At 72.9% G+C, this 17729-nt stretch carries 16 protein-coding genes and 1 pseudogene; 10 read left to right on the forward strand and 7 right to left on the reverse strand.

All coding sequences use genetic code 11. The features are described 5' to 3' along the window. From IE330_RS15690 to IE330_RS15710, 5 genes and pseudogenes are all read right to left on the reverse strand, one after another. Window positions 1-258 (reverse strand): annotated as a pseudogene (locus IE330_RS15690) (hypothetical protein); the annotation flags it as partial. Beyond that, window positions 255-1379, reverse strand: a complete 1125-nt coding sequence (locus IE330_RS15695; RefSeq protein ID WP_229925679.1) for an AAA family ATPase — start codon at window positions 1377-1379, stop codon at window positions 255-257. The gene IE330_RS15695 and the pseudogene IE330_RS15690, both read right to left, overlap by 4 nt. Before the next feature lie 278 nt (window positions 1380-1657). Continuing rightward, the gene (locus tag IE330_RS15700) at window positions 1658-3274 is read right to left on the reverse strand and encodes a VMAP-C domain-containing protein (protein ID WP_190136625.1); all 1617 of its coding nucleotides are present in this window, start codon (window positions 3272-3274) and stop codon (window positions 1658-1660) included. Next, the gene (locus IE330_RS15705; RefSeq protein WP_229925675.1) at window positions 3271-4206 is read right to left on the reverse strand and encodes an effector-associated domain 2-containing protein; all 936 of its coding nucleotides are present in this window, start codon (window positions 4204-4206) and stop codon (window positions 3271-3273) included. The genes IE330_RS15700 and IE330_RS15705 overlap by 4 nt, the downstream gene beginning before the upstream one ends. A gap of 227 nt (window positions 4207-4433) precedes the next feature. Continuing rightward, window positions 4434-5030 (reverse strand): hypothetical protein, encoded by a 597-nt coding sequence (locus tag IE330_RS15710; protein WP_190136627.1) that lies wholly within the window; start codon window positions 5028-5030, stop codon window positions 4434-4436. Between the two features lie 209 nt (window positions 5031-5239). Between IE330_RS15710 and hemL the strand changes: the two genes are divergently transcribed. From hemL to IE330_RS15760, 10 genes are all read left to right on the forward strand, one after another. Next, window positions 5240-6574: a glutamate-1-semialdehyde 2,1-aminomutase gene (gene hemL, locus IE330_RS15715; protein ID WP_190136628.1), complete on the forward strand. Its 1335-nt coding sequence runs from the start codon at window positions 5240-5242 to the stop codon at window positions 6572-6574. Next, on the forward strand, window positions 6571-7269 hold the full coding sequence (locus IE330_RS15720; RefSeq protein ID WP_190136629.1) for a histidine phosphatase family protein: 699 nt from the start codon (window positions 6571-6573) through the stop codon (window positions 7267-7269). Before hemL ends, IE330_RS15720 begins: the two co-directional genes overlap by 4 nt. A gap of 374 nt (window positions 7270-7643) precedes the next feature. Then, on the forward strand, window positions 7644-8975 hold the full coding sequence (locus IE330_RS15725) for a polysaccharide deacetylase family protein (protein ID WP_190136630.1): 1332 nt from the start codon (window positions 7644-7646) through the stop codon (window positions 8973-8975). Between the two features lie 101 nt (window positions 8976-9076). After that, window positions 9077-9724 carry a TlpA family protein disulfide reductase gene (locus IE330_RS15730; RefSeq protein ID WP_190136631.1) on the forward strand — a complete coding sequence of 216 codons (648 nt, stop codon included), beginning with the start codon at window positions 9077-9079 and terminating at the stop codon, window positions 9722-9724. A gap of 5 nt (window positions 9725-9729) precedes the next feature. Next, window positions 9730-10518 (forward strand): cytochrome c biogenesis CcdA family protein, encoded by a 789-nt coding sequence (locus IE330_RS15735; RefSeq protein ID WP_190136632.1) that lies wholly within the window; start codon window positions 9730-9732, stop codon window positions 10516-10518. Between the two features lie 3 nt (window positions 10519-10521). Beyond that, on the forward strand, window positions 10522-12501 hold the full coding sequence (gene resB / locus IE330_RS15740) for a cytochrome c biogenesis protein ResB (RefSeq protein ID WP_190136633.1): 1980 nt from the start codon (window positions 10522-10524) through the stop codon (window positions 12499-12501). Then, on the forward strand, window positions 12498-13628 hold the full coding sequence (gene ccsB, locus IE330_RS15745; RefSeq protein ID WP_190136634.1) for a c-type cytochrome biogenesis protein CcsB: 1131 nt from the start codon (window positions 12498-12500) through the stop codon (window positions 13626-13628). Before resB ends, ccsB begins: the two co-directional genes overlap by 4 nt. A gap of 80 nt (window positions 13629-13708) precedes the next feature. Then, window positions 13709-14341, forward strand: a complete 633-nt coding sequence (locus tag IE330_RS15750; protein WP_190136635.1) for an RNA polymerase sigma factor — start codon at window positions 13709-13711, stop codon at window positions 14339-14341. After that, window positions 14338-15303, forward strand: coding sequence for a CU044_5270 family protein (locus IE330_RS15755; protein ID WP_190136636.1), 966 nt, complete (start codon window positions 14338-14340; stop codon window positions 15301-15303). The genes IE330_RS15750 and IE330_RS15755 overlap by 4 nt, the downstream gene beginning before the upstream one ends. 54 nt (window positions 15304-15357) lie before the next feature. Beyond that, window positions 15358-15867, forward strand: coding sequence for an SRPBCC domain-containing protein (locus IE330_RS15760; protein ID WP_190136637.1), 510 nt, complete (start codon window positions 15358-15360; stop codon window positions 15865-15867). 22 nt (window positions 15868-15889) lie between these two features. Here IE330_RS15760 and IE330_RS15765 read toward each other — a convergent pair whose 3' ends face one another. Together IE330_RS15765 and IE330_RS15770 are read right to left on the reverse strand one after the other, a co-directional pair. Beyond that, window positions 15890-16408, reverse strand: a complete 519-nt coding sequence (locus tag IE330_RS15765) for a hypothetical protein (RefSeq protein ID WP_190136638.1) — start codon at window positions 16406-16408, stop codon at window positions 15890-15892. A gap of 106 nt (window positions 16409-16514) precedes the next feature. Beyond that, a complete protein-coding gene (locus IE330_RS15770; RefSeq protein WP_190136639.1) occupies window positions 16515-17255 on the reverse strand; it encodes a Crp/Fnr family transcriptional regulator in 741 nt (246 codons plus the stop codon). Between the last annotated feature and the right edge of the window lie 474 nt (window positions 17256-17729).

Genomic DNA, 17729 nt, shown 5'->3' on the forward strand with positions numbered 1-17729 from the left:
GTGCGGCGGGGGCCGGGTGGCGGGGCCGTCGCGCCGGGGAGGCCTGACGGCGGGGCCGCCGCGCCGTGCGGTCCGGGCGGAAGGGCGCGCGGGCGGCGGGAACACCGGCAGCGCGGCGTCCTGGCAGGCCGCCAGGTACAGGGCGTCCGCCAGCTCCGTCCACGTCGGCGGCTGCGGCTCCGGGGCGTCCGGGGCCCGCCCGGCCCGCCCGGACTCCCGTGCGGCCTGGAACGGCGGCTCCGCGGACGCGGCCGTCATCCCGGCCTCGATTCCGCCCCCGCTCCGTCGAGCCGGTGCCACAGCGCGTCGACCAGCTCCGCCAGGGCCCCCTCGTCGGCGGGGAGGCGGCCCGAGGTCGCCAGGTACACGGAGTTGAGCAGTTGGTCGACGGCCAGGCCGCCGCGCTCCTGGCTGCGCTGGAGGAACCGCTCGATGAGGTCGCCGCCGTCCCCGGCGCGGGTGACCGCGCCCTCCGCGAGGTGCGCCGTCACCATCTCGGCGAGCTGGGTGTGATCCGGATCGGGCATATGCAGCCGCAAACAGCGGCGTAAGAAGGCGGGCGGGAACTCGCGTTCGCCGTTGGAGGTGATGACCACGACGGGGAAGGCCCGGCAGCGCACGACGCCGCCGACGATCTCGGCGGTGCCCTCCGGGTCGTCGGTCAGGACGGTCACGCGCGGGTGGCGCCGCCGGGCCCGGAGCAGCTCGGGGATGGGGTACTGGCCCTCCTCGAAGACGCTCAGCAGGTCGTTGGCCAGGTCCTGGTCGCACTTGTCCAGCTCGTCGACCAGCAGCACGCGGGGCGTCTCGTACGGCAGCAGCGCCGTGCCCAGGGGGCCGAGCTGGACGTAGTCGCCGATGCCGGGGAGCCGGTCGTCGCCGGGCGCGCGCTCGTCGGCCCCGGCGGGCGCGGCGGGGGCGCCGTCGGCCGCGGCGCGGAGGGCCGCGGAGTCCTGCACGCGGCCGATCGCGTCGTATCCGTACAGTCCCGAACGCAACGTCGTACGGCTGGTGATGTGCCAGCGCAGCACGCGGCCGAGGCGCAGTTCGCGGCTGATGCGGTAGGCGAGGCTGCTCTTGCCGGTGCCGGGGCGGCCGGTCACGAGCAGCGGGCGCCGCAGCAGCAGGGCGGCGTTGACCATGTCCGCCTCGCGCCGGAGCTGGTCGGACGCGGGCAGGCGCCCCGTGGGCTTGCCGAGCCGGCGCTCGGCCTCCTCGTCGTCCGGCGGGGGCGGCGCCACCACGGGCCCGCCGGTGAACCTGCGCCACGGCGGCGGGTCGGGCAGCAGCTCGCGCAGGCTGGTGTCGTACAGGGGCTGTCCCGAACCGCGGTAGATCCACCAGCGGTCGGAGCCGGGGGAGTTCGCTCCGGGCGGCACGCCGTCACCGGAGGCGGAGGCGGAGGCGGAAGCGGAGGCGGAGGTGGCCGCGGGGCCCGTGGCTCCCGCGGATTCCGTGGTCACCGTGGCGCCCGTGTCCCCCGCGGCCCCGGTGGTCTCCGTAGCTCCTGTGGACTGTGTGGCTTCTGCGGCCCCTGTGCCACTGGTGTCCGGGGTGCCGGGAGTGGCGGTCGTGTCCTGTGACCGGACGTCCCCGGCGCGCGCGGCACCGATCGGACGGACCCCTCGGTCCACGCCGTCCTCGGGAAGCATCGCGCCTACCCTCCCCCCTGTGCGGAAGAATCCGCCATGGCCCCGCCCCCGCCCGGGAGGCGGTACGGATCGTCCCAGAGCAGTGCCGCGTGGCGCCCGAGCGCGGACGCGGCACAGTCGCCCTCAGCAGCATCCCCGCCTTTCGCCTCTATGCGCAACGACCGGACGGCATCAGGTAGTTGGTGGATTCCCGTGCGAGCGGCCAAGTCGGCCAGTTCGTCGCGGAACACCGGATCGACACCGCCCCGTCTGTCCCAGACCACGATCGGGACTCCGGCGCGCAGCGACTCGGCCAGCTCGTCGACCCCGGAGCGGTCGCCACCGGCCCGGCCCGGGGCGTCGCTGAGGACCACCATGACGCGCCGGGTGTCCGACAGGAGCCGGGAGCGGCCGTCGTCGGGGAACCAGTGGACGGGGCCCGCGCACCCGGTCAGCAGCGCGTCCCAGCGCCGCGCCCAGCGGCCGTGCGTGTCCGGGCGTTCCATCCTTTCGAGGCTGCGGAGGAGCACCGGGTGGTCCTCCCCGAGGCTGCCGTCCGCGCCGTGGAAGCCGCGCTTCGCCCACTGCTCGACGGGCAGCCCGAGCAGCTCCCTGGGCAGCACGAACTCCAGGGTGAGGTCCTCCTTGCAGAAGTAGGCCCAGCCCGTCTCGGCCTCCTCCACCAGCGACTTGACCTGCTCCGGCAGCTCCGCCACGTCCACGCGCAGGTCCCCGCCGCGCACCGGGTACGGCTCGGGGCCGCCGATCTGCCACCAGTACGAAAGCAGCCGCTCGTCCTCGTGGTCGGGGTCGGGCAGCGGGCGCAGCCGGATGAGCAGGCAGGCGCTGGGTGCCCACACCGGGTCCTGGCCGACGACCCGCACCGGCCGGGGGCCGCGCACCCCGCCTCCGGCACCGGTGGCGCCGCCAAGAAGGCCTGATTCCGCCCCTGCCGCCACGGCAAGCCCCGTATCGCCGGTTGTGACCGGAACCTCCGGATACGTGACCTGGCAGGCCTGCCCGGCCGGGCGCGCGGCCTCGCGTGCGGGCCCACCCCGGTACGTCTCGGGGCAGGCGCGGTGCTCCCGCGCCCAGTCGAGCAGGTCCTGCTGCTGCCGGCCCTTGGCGTGGCGCGCGAAGTGCTCGACGAGCAGCACGCAGGGCGGCACGTCACCGGGGCGGGCGTTGAGCGTGGCGGCGTGCACGACGGCGAGCCAGGGCTCCGTGCAGTGCGCGGGCAGCGGGTCGGCGCCGGGCCGCATGGCGTCCTGGTACGCCCCGGCGACGTCGAGCACGCTCAGGTCGCCGAGGAGCTTCATCAGGGCTTCCCAGTCCTCGGGCGGGAACAAGGGCACCTCCGCCACGGCGATCGCGGTCCGTACGCGCTCGGTGTAGCGCGTGTTGCCTTCGAGCAGCTCGACGACGCCGCCGAGGACCTGGAGCCCGTCGGGGTACTCCAGGACGATCATGAGCAGGGACGACAGATACGTGCGCCGCCGGGCGCTGTCCGGTACGGCGATCGTCGCGCGCAGGCTCCGGCCCACCATGCGGGTGCACTCGCGCAGGGTGGCCGGCTCGTCGAAGGCCGGCACGCCGTCCAGGGCGTCGAGCACGATCTTGGGCGGTCCCCAGGAGTGCGTCACCGGGCATCGCCGCCCGGGACCGCGGGCCACAGCTCGTCGAGCAGGGCCAGCGCCGCCCGCACCGGGCGCGAGCCGTCGTCGAGCAGGCGCACCGCATCGACGAGGGCCCGACGGCCGTCGCGGTGGTCCACGCAGGCCTGGACGAGGTGGAAGAGCTGGAGCCGGGGCCGGGGGTGGCTGCGTATCCCGTGGCGCAGGGGCGCGGGCAGGAGCTGCCGCAGCGCGGCCCCGCCGTCCTCCTCGACGGGGCGGATGCCCAACAGGGCGTCGGCGAGGGCGAACTGGGCCCGGTCGTCGGGGAGCGGCGGCTCCGGGGCGGGCCGGGCGGGCGGCGGGCCGTGGCCGTTCAGCGCCGGGGCCAGGTCCGGCCAGGCGCGGGCCGCCTCCTGCAGCGGGAGCATCCAGGCCGCCCTGGTGTGCCGGTCGTTGAGGGCGGCGGTGACCATGCCCACCACCCTGCGGGCGGCCGGGTCCCAGACGCCCGCGCCGCTGAAGCCCGGCGCGATCCAGGCGGCCGTGGCGCCCGCGCCGTCGAGCTGTACCCAGTGCGGGTGGGGGCCTCCGCTGCCCGCGAGCCGGGCCGTCGCCCACAGCCCGTCGGGGGCCCGGCCCGGGTAGCCGTACATCCGCACCTCGCGGCCGGGGGGCGCCTCGCACCGGCCGAGGCGTGCCGGGCGCACGGCCTCGGGCGGCTGCCAGTCGGTGGTGAGGACCGCGAGGTCCCCGCCCGGCGCGCCGTCCAGCGGGCCCGGGAACCAGCCGCCCGCCACGACCGTGGCCGTGCCGCGCGGCGCGTCGGGGAACCCGGCGGCGTCGAGGAGGACGGGATCGGCGGGCGGGGCCGGTCCCGGGCGCGCGCCCAGGGCGTCCGCGACGACGTGCGCGCAGCTCAGGACGGTGCCGGGCGCCACCAGGATCCCGGCGCCGTGCACGGTCCCGCGCGGTGACAACACGCGCACCCGACCCGCGGCGGGCGTGTCTTGCCAGTCCCCCTCGGCCACTGCCCCGCCCCTTCCCCCGGCACGGACCCGACGGCGCACTTCCCCGTACGGAGCCAGCGTACGAAGGACGCACGCTCGGCGCACCGGCGCGGCGCGCACCGGAGTACTCCGTGACGTTCCCAGGTCGTTCCCCGGCGGTTACCCGGGAAACCGTCGGGTCACGGCCACACCAGGCAGTAGGCCTGATGGCCCGCGTCGTGCAGGCGGTGGCTGAAGTCCTGCCACTCGTGCAGGAGTTGGTAGACGTTGAACGCGTCCCGGGGGCCGCCGCGGTCGGGGACCGTGGACCAGATGAAGGCCGCGGCGCCGACCGACTCCTCGCCGACGCCCCGCAGCGGGTCGACGACCGTCATGGGGAGCTTCACGACCGCGTAGTCGGGGTGGAGGACGACCAGCTCCAGCGGGGGGACCTTGTGCAGGGGTATGCCCTCGATGCCGGTTAGGACCATCGCGGCCATCGTCTCCGGCTTGATCTTCGTGAACATGCCGCCCATGCCCAGCTCGTCACCGCCGAGCTCCTCGGGCCGCATCGAGATCGGTACCCGGGCCGCCGTCGCGCCGTCCGGGGCGCCGAAGTACTTGTACGTCACCCCCACCCCGCCACTCCTGCTTCCCGTACGGTCCCGCCTCGTCCTGTCCGGCGCCCGCTGCTCGGGAGCCGGGGCCGCCTCCGCATCTCGCCGGTGCTTTCCCCGCCGGGCACGCCGGGGACCCAGGCCGTCGGTCCCCTCGCCCAGTCCACCACCGCGCTGCATATCTCCACCCGACTGCTTTTCCAGGGCGCGCGGGCCTTGCCGCGCAACCCGATCATCGTGTCAGTGACCTCCCCCACGGTCACCCGCCGAAACGTGGGGTGAAACACCAGTCCACAGGATTTCCGCACCGGCCGCCCCAGGAGATGACGGCGCGAGCGGAAAGCCGACGGACAGGAGGCCCCGGCACGACGTCCGGACCCTCTGACACCATGGTTCATGTGAGCTTCCCGTATAGCGCCCCAGTTTCGCAGACTCTTTTCGACCGTGCGGCGGCCGTGACCCCCGGCGGTGTGAACTCGCCCGTGCGCGCCTTCCGCGCGGTGGGGGGTACGCCCCGCTTCATGGTGTCCGGTACCGGTCCGTACCTCACGGACGCCGACGGCCGCGAGTACGTCGACCTCGTGTGTTCGTGGGGCCCCATGATCCTCGGCCACGCCCACCCCGAGGTGACCGCCGCCGTGCAGGAGGCCGTCGCGCGCGGCACGTCCTTCGGCACGCCGGGCGAGGGCGAGGTCGCCCTGGCCGAGGAGATCGTGGCCCGGATCGCCCCGGTGGAGCAGGTCCGCCTGGTGTCCAGCGGCACCGAGGCGACCATGTCCGCCATCCGGCTCGCGCGCGGGTTCACCGGGCGCGCCAAGGTGATCAAGTTCGCCGGCTGCTACCACGGGCACGTCGACGCGCTGCTCGCGGCGGCCGGGTCCGGCGTCGCCACCCTGGGCCTCCCGGACACCCCGGGGGTCACGGGCGCGCAGGCGGGCGACACGATCGTGCTGCCGTACAACGACCTGGAGGCCGTGAACGAGGCCTTCCACAACCACCCGGGCGAGATCGCCTGCGTGATCACGGAGGCCTCGCCGGGGAACATGGGCGTGGTGCCGCCCCGGCCCGGCTTCAACCAGGGCCTGAAGACCGCGTGCGAGCGCAACGGCGCGCTGTTCATCTCCGACGAGGTCATGACCGGCTTCCGCACCAGCAGGGCCGGCTGGTTCGGCGTGGACGGGGTCGTGCCCGACCTGATGACCTTCGGCAAGGTCATGGGCGGCGGCTTCCCCGCCGCCGCGTTCGGCGGCCGCGCCGACGTGATGGGGCACCTGGCGCCCGCGGGCCCGGTCTACCAGGCGGGCACGCTGTCGGGGAACCCGGTCGCCACCGCCGCCGGGCTCGCCCAGCTCCGGCTCCTGGACGACGCCGCGTACGCCACGCTCGACGCCGTGTCGGAGCGCGTCCGCTCGCTGGTGACGGAGGCGCTGACGAAGGAGGGCGTCGCCCACCGCCTGCAGCACGCCTCGAACATGTTCTCGGTGTTCTTCACCGACCGCGAGGTGCGGAACTACGAGGACGCGCGCGGGCAGGAGTCCTTCCGCTTCACCGCGTTCTTCCACTCGATGCTGGCGCAGGGCGTGTACCTGCCGCCGTCGGCCTTCGAGTCCTGGTTCCTCTCCACCGCCCACGACGAGCGCGCGATCGAGAAGATCGCCCAGGCCCTTCCGGCCGCCGCGCGCGCGGCCGCGGCGGCCACGAACTCCCCGGAGGCCACGGCATGAGCGCGGCGAGCGAGCACACCGGCGACGAGCTGACCGTCGTCCACCTGATGCGCCACGGCGAGGTGCACAACCCCGACGGCATCCTGTACGGGCGCCTGCCCGGCTACCACCTCTCGGACCTCGGCCGCCGGATGGCCGACCGGGTCGCCGAGCACCTGTCCTCGCGGGACATCACGCACGTGGTGGCCTCGCCGCTGGACCGGGCGCAGGAGACGGCGACGCCGATCGCCAAGGCGCACGGCCTGGACCTGGCCACGGACCGGCGGCTCATCGAGGCGGAGAACGTCTTCGAGGGCAAGACCTTCGGCGTCGGCGACGGCGCCCTGAAGAACCCGGACAACTGGAAGCACCTGGTCAACCCGTTCCGGCCGTCCTGGGGCGAGCCGTACATAGAGCAGGTCGTGCGGATGATGGGCGCCCTCGACGCGGCCCGGCAGGCCGCGCGCGGGCACGAGGCGGTGTGCGTGAGCCACCAGCTCCCGATCTGGATCGTGCGCAGCTTCGTGGAGAAGCGGCGGCTGTGGCACGACCCGCGCAAGCGGCAGTGCACGCTGGCGTCGCTGACGACGTTCACGTACCGGGGCGACAGGATCGTTTCGGTGGGGTATTCGGAGCCGGCGCGGGATCTCGTGCCCAAGCACTTGCTGGCGGGGGCCAGGCCGGTGAAGGGGCAGGCCAAGGCGTTCGGGGCCTGACCGCTGCGGTGCGCTGCGCTGGGCTGGGCGGGGGTGGGCCCGGCCCCGGCTGGGCCTGGGTGCCCCCTGCCTGCCCCTGCGGGCGTGGCTCCCCCTGCGGGGGGCTGCCCTGCCCCTGTGGGTGTGATGTCGGGCGCGCGTTCGTCGTGGCTTGGCGCGCAGTTCCCCGCGCCCCTTGCGGGGGCACCCCCCGGGAAAGGTTCCTGTGAGGTGACTGTGTGCGGGGGGTGATGGGGAGGTCACCGTATGGCGTGGAATGTCTGGTCTTTGTCAAAGGTGCCAAAAAGGTCCGGGTTGGCCGGAACCCGCTCCTTCGCTGTGCCCTCTAAGTGGTTGTTCTTTGCACTACCGAGGGCGCGACGAATGGGGATGGAATGCGCGACGACAGCCGGACGGACATAGGCGACGGAGCGGCGGCCACGGGCCGTGGCGTGCTCAGTCGCCGGGGCGCGATAGGCCTGGGCCTGGGCGCCGCGGCGGCCGTCGGCCTCACCGCCTGCGGTTCCGGCTCCGGTGACGCGAGCCCCGCCGCCGACAAGGGGAAGGGCGGCGGCGAGGCGCCGGAACGGCCCGCGAAGCCGATCGGCGACGGCTCCACGGCCTTCACCGGCAAGCAGCCGAAGCAGCCGGAGGCGCCCCGGCCCCTCGAGCCCGGTGAGACGCCGCCGCAGTTCGTCATCTTCTCCTGGGACGGGGCGGGCGAGGTCGGCAACGGCCTGTTCCCGCGCTTCCTGAAGCTCGCGGAGGAGCACGACGCGCGGATGACGTTCTTCCTCTCCGGGCTCTACCTGCTCCCGGAGTCCAAGAAGCGGCTCTACCGGCCGCCGAACAACGCCGTCGGCGCCTCCGACATCGGCTACCTCACCGACGGTCACATCAAGGAGACGCTGAAGTACGTCCGCCAGGCGTGGCTGGAGGGCCACGAGATCGGCACGCACTTCAACGGGCACTTCTGCGCGGGCACCGGTTCCGTGGCGAACTGGACGCCCGCCCAGTGGCGGAGCGAGATCGACCAGGCCATGTCCTTCGTGAAGAAGTGGCGCACCCACACGGGCTGGTCCGACCTGCCCCCGCTGCCCTTCGACTACGACAAGGAGCTGGTCGGCGGCCGTACGCCCTGCCTGCTCGGGCAGAACAACCTGCTGCCGACCGCCAAGAAGCTGGGCTGGCGCTACGACGCCTCCTCGCCGGGCGGCCGCCAGAAGTGGCCCGAGAAGAAGCTGGGCATCTGGGACCTGCCGCTGCAGCAGATCCCGTTCCCGGGCCACTCCTTCGAGGTCCTGTCGATGGACTACAACATCCTCGCCAACCAGTCGAAGAACTCCACGAAGGCCCCGCCGGCCAACTATCCGGGCTGGCGCAAGCAGGCCACCGAGGCCTACATCGCCGGCTTCAAGCGCGCCTACGAGTCCAACCGCGCCCCGTTCTTCATCGGCAACCACTTCGAGGAGTGGAACGGCGGCATCTACATGGACGCCGTTGAGGAGGCCCTGAAGCACATCGCCGGGAAGAAGGACGTGCGTCTCGTCTCGTTCCGGCAGTTCGTGGACTGGCTGGACGTGCAGAAGCCCGAGGTGCTCGCCAAGCTGCGCGGCCTGGAGGTCGGCCAGCAGCCCGCCGGTGGCTGGAAGGCGTACCTCTCCGGGGCGTCGGGCTCCTCCGGCAGCCGCAAGGACGCCGAGAAGGAGACCGGGAACGCCGCCTGACGGGTCCCCGCCACGGGCGCGGAAACCCTGTCTGAAAGGGGACTTTCCGCAACCGCGGGGGGCGTCGAAGATCCCCGAATCGGGCATGCGAAACTTTTCACATGAGTGCCGCCTGCCGCGCCCCCCGCAGCCAGAACCGCAGCCTTGACCGCCGCACCAGCAGCCGTTGCAGTCGCGTGACGGCGCTGGCGGCGGTCGCGGCGGCCGCCGCACTCACCCTGACCGCGTGCGGCTCCGGCGGCACCTCGGGCGGCTCCGGCAAGACGAACTTCGTCGCCGGGTCCGACGGCATCGCCACCGTCGAGAAGGGCGAGCGGCACGACGCGCCCGCCCTGGAGGGCGAGACCCTCGACGGCGACGAGGTCGCCCTGGCCGACTACAAGGGCAAGATCGTCGTCATCAACGTGTGGGGCTCCTGGTGCCCGCCGTGCCGGGCCGAGGCGCCGAGCTTCGCGAAGGTGGCCAAGGAGACCAAGTCCCAGGGCGTCGAGTTCCTCGGCATCAACGCCAAGGACCCCGAGAAGGGGCCCGCCATCTCCTTCGAGAAGGACAAGGGCATCCCGTACCCCAGCCTCTACGACCCGATGGGCAAGCTGATGCTGCGCTTCCCGCGGGGCACGCTCAACCCGAACTTCATCCCCTCCACCCTCGTCATCGACCGCGAGGGGAAGATCGCGGCACGCTCGCAGCAGGCCCTCAGCGAGGAGAAGCTGCGCAAGATGATCGACCCGCTCGTCGCGGAGAAGTGATCGACGTGTCCGCCGCCACCGCCCTCCACGGCACCGTCACGCTCGCCGCGTCCGGCCAGAACGAGACCATCATCAGCGGCGCGCTGCTGCTCGCGATCCCCGTCGCGGTGCTCGGCGGCCTCGTCTCGTTCTTCTCGCCCTGCGTGCTGCCGCTCGTGCCGGGCTACCTCTCGTACGTCACCGGGGTCACCGGCCAGGACCTGGCGGAGGCCAAGCGGGGGCGGATGGCCCTCGGCGCCGGTCTCTTCGTGCTCGGGTTCACCGCGATCTTCGTCCCGGCCGGCATGTTCTTCGGGGCCATGGGCCAGACGCTGCGGGAGCACCAGAGCACCATCACGCACGTCCTCGGCGTGGTGATGATCCTGCTCGGCTTCTTCTTCATGGGCATGATGCCCTGGCTCACCCAGCGCGAGTTCCGCTTCCACAAGCGGCCGGCCACCGGGCTCGTGGGCGCCCCGATACTGGGCGCCCTCTTCGCCGTCGGCTGGACCCCGTGCGTCGGGCCGACCCTCACGGCCGTCAACACCCTGTCCTTCGAGGGCGCCAACCCGCAGCGCGGCGCGATCCTCGGCGTCGCCTACTGCCTGGGGCTCGGCATCCCCTTCATCGTCGCGGCCGTCGCCTTCCGCAAGGCACTCGGCGCGTTCGGCTGGGTGAAGCGGCACCATGTGTGGGTCATGCGGATCGGCGGCGGCATGATGATCGCGACCGGACTCCTCCTCGTCACCGGCGTCTGGGACGGCGTCGTGCAGGACATGCAGGTGTGGACCAACCGCTACTCGGTGGGAATCTGATCCATGAGCGACACCAAGACCAATCCGCGCGGCGACGAGCGGTCCGACCTCGGCGAGGCCGGGGCCCAGCTCTCGACGGCTCCCCAGGAGGAGTCCGCGGGGGCCGTGCCCGCGCTCGGCGTCCTCGGCTGGTTCCGCTGGTGCTGGCGCCAGCTCACCTCCATGCGGGTGGCGCTGCTGCTGCTCCTGCTGCTCTCGCTCGGCGCGATCCCCGGCTCGCTCATCCCGCAGCAGGGCACCGACGAGCTGAAGGTCCAGGACTTCAAGGACACCCACACCACGCTCGCGCCCCTCTACGAGAAGCTCGGGCTCTTCCACGTCTACAGCTCGGTGTGGTTCTCCGCGATCTACATCCTGCTCTTCGTCTCCCTCATCGGCTGCATCGTCCCGCGGACCTGGCAGTTCGTCGGCCAGCTCCGCGGCCGCCCGCCCGCCGCGCCCAAGCGCCTCACGCGGCTGCCCGCGTACACGACGTGGCGCACCGACGCCTCGCCCGAGCAGGTCGACGAGGCCGCGCTCGCCCTGCTGAAGCGGCGCCGCTTCCGCTCCCACCGGGTGGGCGGGGCGGTCTCCGCCGAGAAGGGCTATCTGCGCGAGGCCGGGAACCTGATCTTCCACGTCGCCCTGATCGTGATGCTGATCGCCTTCGCGGCCGGGCAGCTCTTCAAGTCCGAGGGCGGCAAGCTGATCATGGAGGGCGACGGCTTCTCCAACACGCTCACGCAGTACGACGACTTCAAGTCCGGCAACCTCTTCGACATCGCCGACCTGGAGCCCTTCAGCTTCAAGCTGGACCGGTTCGAGGGCTCGTACGAGGTGACCGGCCCCCAGCGCGGCACCGCGCGCACCTTCAAGGCGCACGTCACCTACACCGAGGGCGCGGACGGGCCGGAGAAGAAGAAGGTCGTCGAGGTCAACAAGCCGCTGGAGATCAACGGCACCAAGGCGTACCTCGTCGGCCACGGGTACGCGCCCAAGGTCACCGTCCGCGACGGGCGCGGCAAGGTCGTCTACAGCGCGTCCGTGCCGCTGCTCCCGATCGACTCCATGGGCACGGCCACCGGCGCGATCAAGGTCCTCGACGGCTACCGCGACAAGAACGGCAAGCCGGAGCAGCTCGGCTTCAACGCCTTCTTCGTGCCGACCTTCGCGGGCGACGGCATGGGGCAGATGTTCTCCCAGTTCCCCGCGCCCATCAATCCGCGGCTCGCGCTCTCCGCGTACCACGGCAGCCTCGGCGTGGACTCCGGCGTCCCGCAGAACGTGTACCAGCTCGACACGCGCAAGATGCAGAAGTTCAAGGACGCCAACGGCGAGCTGTTCAAGAAGCGGCTCAAGATCGGCGAGACCATGAAGCTGCCGAACGGCGCCGGGTCGGTCACCTTCGAGAGGGAGCTCAAGCAGTGGGCGAGCTTCCAGATCTCGCAGGAGCCCGGCAGCGGGTGGGCGCTCGGCGGCGCCGTCGCCGCCATCGCGGGCCTGGCCGGGTCGCTGTTCATCCAGCGCCGCCGCGTGTGGGTGCGGGCGCAGCGGGGCGCCGACGGCGTCACCGTGGTGGAGATGGCGGGCCTCGGCCGCAGCGAGTCCGCCAAGGTGGCGGAGGAGCTCGCGGCGCTCGCCGCGGAGCTCCACGACCGCGCGCCGTCCGCGCCGGAGGCGGAGCCCGGGACGGAGTCGGAGCCCGGGACGGAGCCGGAGTCGGACCCGGCCCCGAAGGCGGACCCGAAGCCGAAGCCGGACCCGCAGCCGGAGGCCGCCGCGGCCGGGAGCGGGACCGACGGGACCGCCGCCACGGACGCCCCGGGCCCCGCGGCCGAGGACGCCGACGACTCCGCGGCCGAGGCCGCCGCCGACGGCCCCGCCGCCAAGGGCTCCGCGCCGTCCGGCAAGGGCGCCCCGGCTCCCCCGTCCGGCACGGACCCCGCACCCGAGACAACCGACCCCACCCCCGATGTCGTACCTGCCGAAGGGGCTGAGAAGTGACGCACGCGACCACCGTCGCCGCCGCGACCAACGAGAACCTCGCGCACGTCAGCAATGTGCTGATCTACTCCGCGATGGCCGTCTACCTCCTCGCCTTCTTCGCGCTCATGGCGGAGTGGCTCTTCGGCAGCCGCAGCAAGGTCGCCCGCACGGCCGCCGCGCTGACGACGGCCGGGGAGGCCGGGGCGGGCGCCGAGGGCGGCGCCAAGGCCGCCGCGCCCGCCGTGACCGTGCGCTCCCAGGGCGGCACGGCCACCCTGGAGCGCCCCAAGGCCGCGCCCGCGGTCGTCACCCGCGCCGCCGCGGGCAGCCGCGACGTGCCGGACGGCCCGGGTGCCGCCGCCGGTGACGAGCAGGGCGACCTGTACGGCCGTATCGCCGTGTCCCTGATCGGCCTCGGCTTCCTCGTGGAGGCCGCCGGGGTGGTCACCCGCGCGCTGTCCGTGGAGCGGGCGCCGTGGGGCAACATGTACGAGTTCAACATCACCTTCTCCACGGTCGCCGTCGGCGTCTTCCTGGCGCTGCTCGCCCTGAAGAAGAACGTCCGCTGGATCGGCCTGCCGCTGATCACCACGATCCTGCTCGACCTCGGCCTCGCGGTCACCGTGCTGTACACCGACAGCGACCAGCTCGTCCCGGCCCTGCACTCGTACTGGCTGTGGATCCACGTCTCCACCGCGATCTTCTGCGGCGCCGCCTTCTACGTCGGCGCGGTCTCCACGGCGGCGTACCTCTTCAAGGACTCCTACGAGGCCAAGCTCCAGCGCGGCGGCACGCCGGGCCGGTTCGCGACCTCCGTGATGGAGCGGCTGCCCGCCTCCGCCTCGCTGGACAAGTTCACGTACCGCATGAACGCGGCGATCTTCCCGCTGTGGACGTTCACGATCATCGCGGGCGCGATCTGGGCGGGCGACGCCTGGGGCCGGTACTGGGGCTGGGACCCCAAGGAGGTCTGGTCCTTCATCACCTGGGTCGCGTACGCCTGCTACCTGCACGCCCGCGCGACGGCCGGCTGGAAGGGCCGCAAGGCCGCCTACCTGGCCCTGATCGCCTTCGGCTGCTGGCTGTTCAACTACTACGGCGTCAACATCTTCGTCAGCGGCAAGCACTCGTACGCCGGGGTCTGAGCACCCCCGCACCGGCAAGGCCGGTTCCTGTGGCACGGGCCACGGGAACCGGCCTTCGTCGTACGGACAGACAAGGGGGCGTGGAGACGCATCAGGGGGAACTCGCGGCACGGCGGCGGACGCGCGCACGGATCAGGGGCTCGGACCCGGACGCCTTCGGGGAGCTCTTCGACACCTACGCCCGCTCCGTCTACAACCACGCCTACCGCCTCACCGGGGACTGGTCGACGGCCGAGGACATCGTGTCGCTGACCTTCCTGGAGGCCTGGCGGCTGCGCGCCGGGGTCGCCGAGGAGGGCGGCTCGCTGCGGCCGTGGCTGCTCGGCATCGCCACGAACGTGACCCGCAACCAGCGGCGCGCCACCCGCCGCCACGCCGCGGCCGTGGCCCGGCTGCCGCCCGGCGAGGCCGTGGCCGACTTCGCCGACGAGGTGGCCGGGCGCGTCGACGACGAGGAGCAGCTCGCCCTCGTCCGGACCGCCCTGGCGAAGCTGCGCCGCGCCGACCGCGAGGTCCTCGCGCTGTGCGTGTGGTCGGGGCTCGGCTACGAGGCGGCGGCGGACGCGCTCGGCATCCCGGTCGGGACGGTGCGCTCCCGGCTGTCACGGGCCCGGAGGAAGCTCGCGAAACACATGGAACCGCCCGGGACGGGCGCACAGATGAGAGGTGACCGCACCTCAGCGGTCAGGCCTATCGAGGAGGGCACGCGATGACGTCACCCGAGGACGGTGCCGGCTTCCCGAATCCGCCGGAGCGGAACCTTCCGCCGGGCCGCCACCTGCGCCTGAAGGAGCATCTGTTGAGCGAGATCCGGCAAGAGGAGCAAGGGAACCGAGCGCAGGCAGCCACCGCGCCGAGCGCCCCGGGCAGGAGCTGGCTGCGGCCCTCGCTGGTCGCGGGCGCCGTGGCCGCCGCGGTCGCCGCGGGCCTGGTGGTGGCGCAGCCGTTCAGCGAGGACACGGCGCAGGCCGGTCCGCCGTCGGAGGAGACCGTCGCGATGCTGAAGGACATCGCGGCGGCGGCGGGGCGGCGGCCCGCACCGAAGAACCTGCGGGACGACCAGTTCGTGTACCTCAAGACCAAGGAGAGGTACATGAAGACGGGCAGCGACGAGACCGCCCGGCTGCAGCCCCCGCACGTACGGGAGTACTGGCAGTCGGTGGACGGCGAGCACACGGAGGTGGTGCACGACCGCGTCGACGGCTTCGACCACGAGCGCATGGAGCCGGACCTGCCCCTCGCGGAGGGCGACAAGCACTACCGCAGCCTGCAGAGGATGCCGGCCGACCCCGTCACCATGCGGGACTGGCTGTACCGGGTGGCGAGCGGGGAGGAGAGCAGGGACCAGAACGCCTTCGTGCTCGTCGGTGACCTCTGCGGCGGCCTGATGCCGCCGAAGCAGGCCGCCGCCCTGTACCTGGCGGCGTCGAAGATCCCCGGCGTCGAGCTCGTCGACGACGCGGTGGACGCGGCGGGGCGGCGCGGCGTGGCCATCGCCCGGGAGAACGAGGGCGAGCGGCAGGAGCTGATCTTCGACAAGAGGACCAAGCAGTTCCTCGGCGAGCGCCAGGTCGCGGTCAAGGACCTGCCGACCGGCTTCAAGAAGGGCACGGTGACCGCCCACACCGCCGTCCTGGAGCGGAAGGTCGTCGACAAGGCGGGCGAACGCCCCTAGCGGACCCGTTCTCGGTGCGTGACCCGGGCGGCCGGGTGCGTGAGGCTGGGATCCATGAGCGATACCAGCGACATCATCGAGCGGGGCACGAGCCGGACCGAGGGGGACACGCACACGCTCCACTGGGTGCTGCGCCTGCCGCACCCGGTGGCCGCGGTCTGGGCGGCGGTGGCCACCCCGGAGGGCCTTCCGGGGTGGCTCGCCGCCGCCGACGTGTTCGAGCCGCGCCTGGGCGGCGCGGTGACGCTGCGGTGGCTCAACACGCCGGACCCGGCGGCCGCCGTGCACGCGGGGCGCGTCACGGCCTGGGACCCGGAGGTGGTGGCGGAGTACACGATCGACCTGCACGGGCGGTGCCGCTTCCACCTGGAGCACGCCGGGGACACCGGGACGACGCTGCGCTTCACCAACGAGATGACCGGCGACGACGGCTTCCGCCTCGACTGCCTGGCCGGCTGGCACGACCACTTCGAGTACCTGGTGGCCGCGCTGGCCGGGCACCCGAAGGACTGGTCGACGTGGACCCTCGACCGGTGGCGCGAGCTGCGCACGTCCTACGCCTGACCGGCGCGCGGCCCCGCGGCCCTCAGGTGCGGCGCAGCCCGCGGATCTTCTGCTGGGCGGCACCGAGGGCGTGCGCGAGCTCGATGCGGGCGCACTCCTGCTTCATGGCGAGCACCAGCAGGGCGTGGTGCTCGGCGGGCGTCGTCCGGGCGCCGGGCGCCTGGTCCGGGAGCACGGTGGAGAGGTACGCCTCGGCGTGCTCGACGACGGCGCGCAGCTCCGCCGAGACCGCCTCGGCCTGGCCGATCGAGCCCTTGATCACGTTGCTCAGCCGGGCCACCCCGGTGACGTCGGCCGCCCGGCACGGCTTCTGCGCGAGGCCGCACAACTCCTCGAACAGGTCCTTGAGGTACTGGCCGGCCTCCTGGAGGTCCTTGGCCTCGTCGTCCCTGGCCCGGGTGGTGCGCATCCAGGCGAAGACCTCCTTGTGGTGCCGGATGCCGTAGACGGTCACGGCCGTCATGGCCGCGCCGGCCAGGGCGGCCACCAGCAGGGAGCCGGCGCTGGTCCCGAGCGCCAGGGTGGTGGAGGGGAAGGGCATCGTCGTCTGATCCGTTCGGGGCACGTGCGGGACCCGCGGGGCCCGGGGCACTGGAGACGGGGGATGAGGGGGAGGGGGTGAGGGGCGGGGGCGATGTCGGCGTGGACTAGGCCGACATGGCGATGTCGCGGAGGAGGAAACGGTCCGTCACCACGAACTGCCGGTACTTGCTCGTGATCACGCCATGGGTGCGGCGCAGCCGGCGGATGGCGTTCTCCACGGTGGAGACGCCCATCATGAGGGCGTCCGCGAGGTCCTTCTGGCTCGGCCCCAGGACGGTGGTGTGGCCGGGGTTGGCCGGGGCGGGCGTGCTGGCGTGGTCGGCGAGGTGGAGCAGCAGGCCGCCGACCCGCTGGAGGGGTGTGCGGGTGGTGGTGCCGTAGACCAGTTCGTCGCTGCGGTTGCGGTCCTCAAGGCTGCGCAGGAGGGCCAGTTGGATCTCCGGGTGGCGGCTGAGCAGCCAGTTCATGCGCGGTACGGGGCAGGGCATGACCCAGGTCGTGGTGAGGCAGGCGGCCTTGACCGACTCCCGGGGGTAGATCAGCTTGGCTTCCCCGAGTATCTGGCCGACGCCGCGGAACCGGGTGATGCGCGGGGCGTCCGGGCCCGGGCCGCAGGGGAAGCGCTCCTGGCGGACGCAGCCGCCGAGCACGAGGTGGACGTGCTGGTCGTCCGGCTCGATGGGCAGCTCCTCGTCCCGCGCGTAGACACGGGCGTCCGACCCCCACGCCGCGACGAGCAACGGCCAGGACTCGGCGGGCAGGTGGTGCAGGAAGGTGCCCCGCGGCATGGCCTGGTGGCCCTTGAGCACGTCGGTCGTACGGAAGGCGTCGACCTTGGGGGGCATCACGCACCCCCGGTCCCGGGCTTCCGGTTCGCCGCCGCGCGGTCGGCCGGGCCACGCCCGGCGGCGGGGTCGGACCCCGAGGGCGGGAACGAACGTGCTTTCCAGGGCGGGAAGGTGTGCGGTGCGACGGCGCCATCGGTCATGGCGGTCTGCATCGGTCTGAGGTCCTTTCGACTCCGCGGTGCCGGGCCGGGTGCGTCCGCTGGTACGGCGGACGCATCCCGGGTGGTGGGTCCAGCGCCCTCTCCATCGCGTGTCGTCCGGGTGGTGAGGCCGGTGCGAGGCGAAGACGCTCAGAAGGCTACGCCTATGCGAGTAAGAAATGCCAGCCGCGCCGCGACCAGCCCCTTCCGTAGATCCGACGGGAAAAGCAAGCCCCTCCGGGGAGGGTTTTGTTACGTGATCAACCCGGCGTCTGTGATGCGCATCACAGGTTCCCCCGGTAACTCGGATGCGTGAATCTGGAGCGGTGCG

The sequence above is a fragment of the Streptomyces longispororuber genome, assembly GCF_014656095.1.
Taxonomy (GTDB): Bacteria; Actinomycetota; Actinomycetes; order Streptomycetales; family Streptomycetaceae; genus Streptomyces; species Streptomyces longispororuber.

Coding starts and splice junctions, on each gene's coding strand:
- IE330_RS15710 (WP_190136627.1), bottom strand. CDS start 5,030: ATGCAGCGCGGTGGTGGACTGGGCGAGGGGACCGACGGCCTGGGTCCC.
- hemL (WP_190136628.1), top strand. CDS start 5,240: ATGGTTCATGTGAGCTTCCCGTATAGCGCCCCAGTTTCGCAGACTCTT.
- IE330_RS15720 (WP_190136629.1), top strand. CDS start 6,571: ATGAGCGCGGCGAGCGAGCACACCGGCGACGAGCTGACCGTCGTCCAC.
- IE330_RS15725 (WP_190136630.1), top strand. CDS start 7,644: ATGCGCGACGACAGCCGGACGGACATAGGCGACGGAGCGGCGGCCACG.
- IE330_RS15730 (WP_190136631.1), top strand. CDS start 9,077: ATGAGTGCCGCCTGCCGCGCCCCCCGCAGCCAGAACCGCAGCCTTGAC.
- resB (WP_190136633.1), top strand. CDS start 10,522: ATGAGCGACACCAAGACCAATCCGCGCGGCGACGAGCGGTCCGACCTC.
- IE330_RS15755 (WP_190136636.1), top strand. CDS start 14,338: ATGACGTCACCCGAGGACGGTGCCGGCTTCCCGAATCCGCCGGAGCGG.
- IE330_RS15760 (WP_190136637.1), top strand. CDS start 15,358: ATGAGCGATACCAGCGACATCATCGAGCGGGGCACGAGCCGGACCGAG.
- IE330_RS15765 (WP_190136638.1), bottom strand. CDS start 16,408: ATGCCCTTCCCCTCCACCACCCTGGCGCTCGGGACCAGCGCCGGCTCC.
- IE330_RS15770 (WP_190136639.1), bottom strand. CDS start 17,255: ATGCCCCCCAAGGTCGACGCCTTCCGTACGACCGACGTGCTCAAGGGC.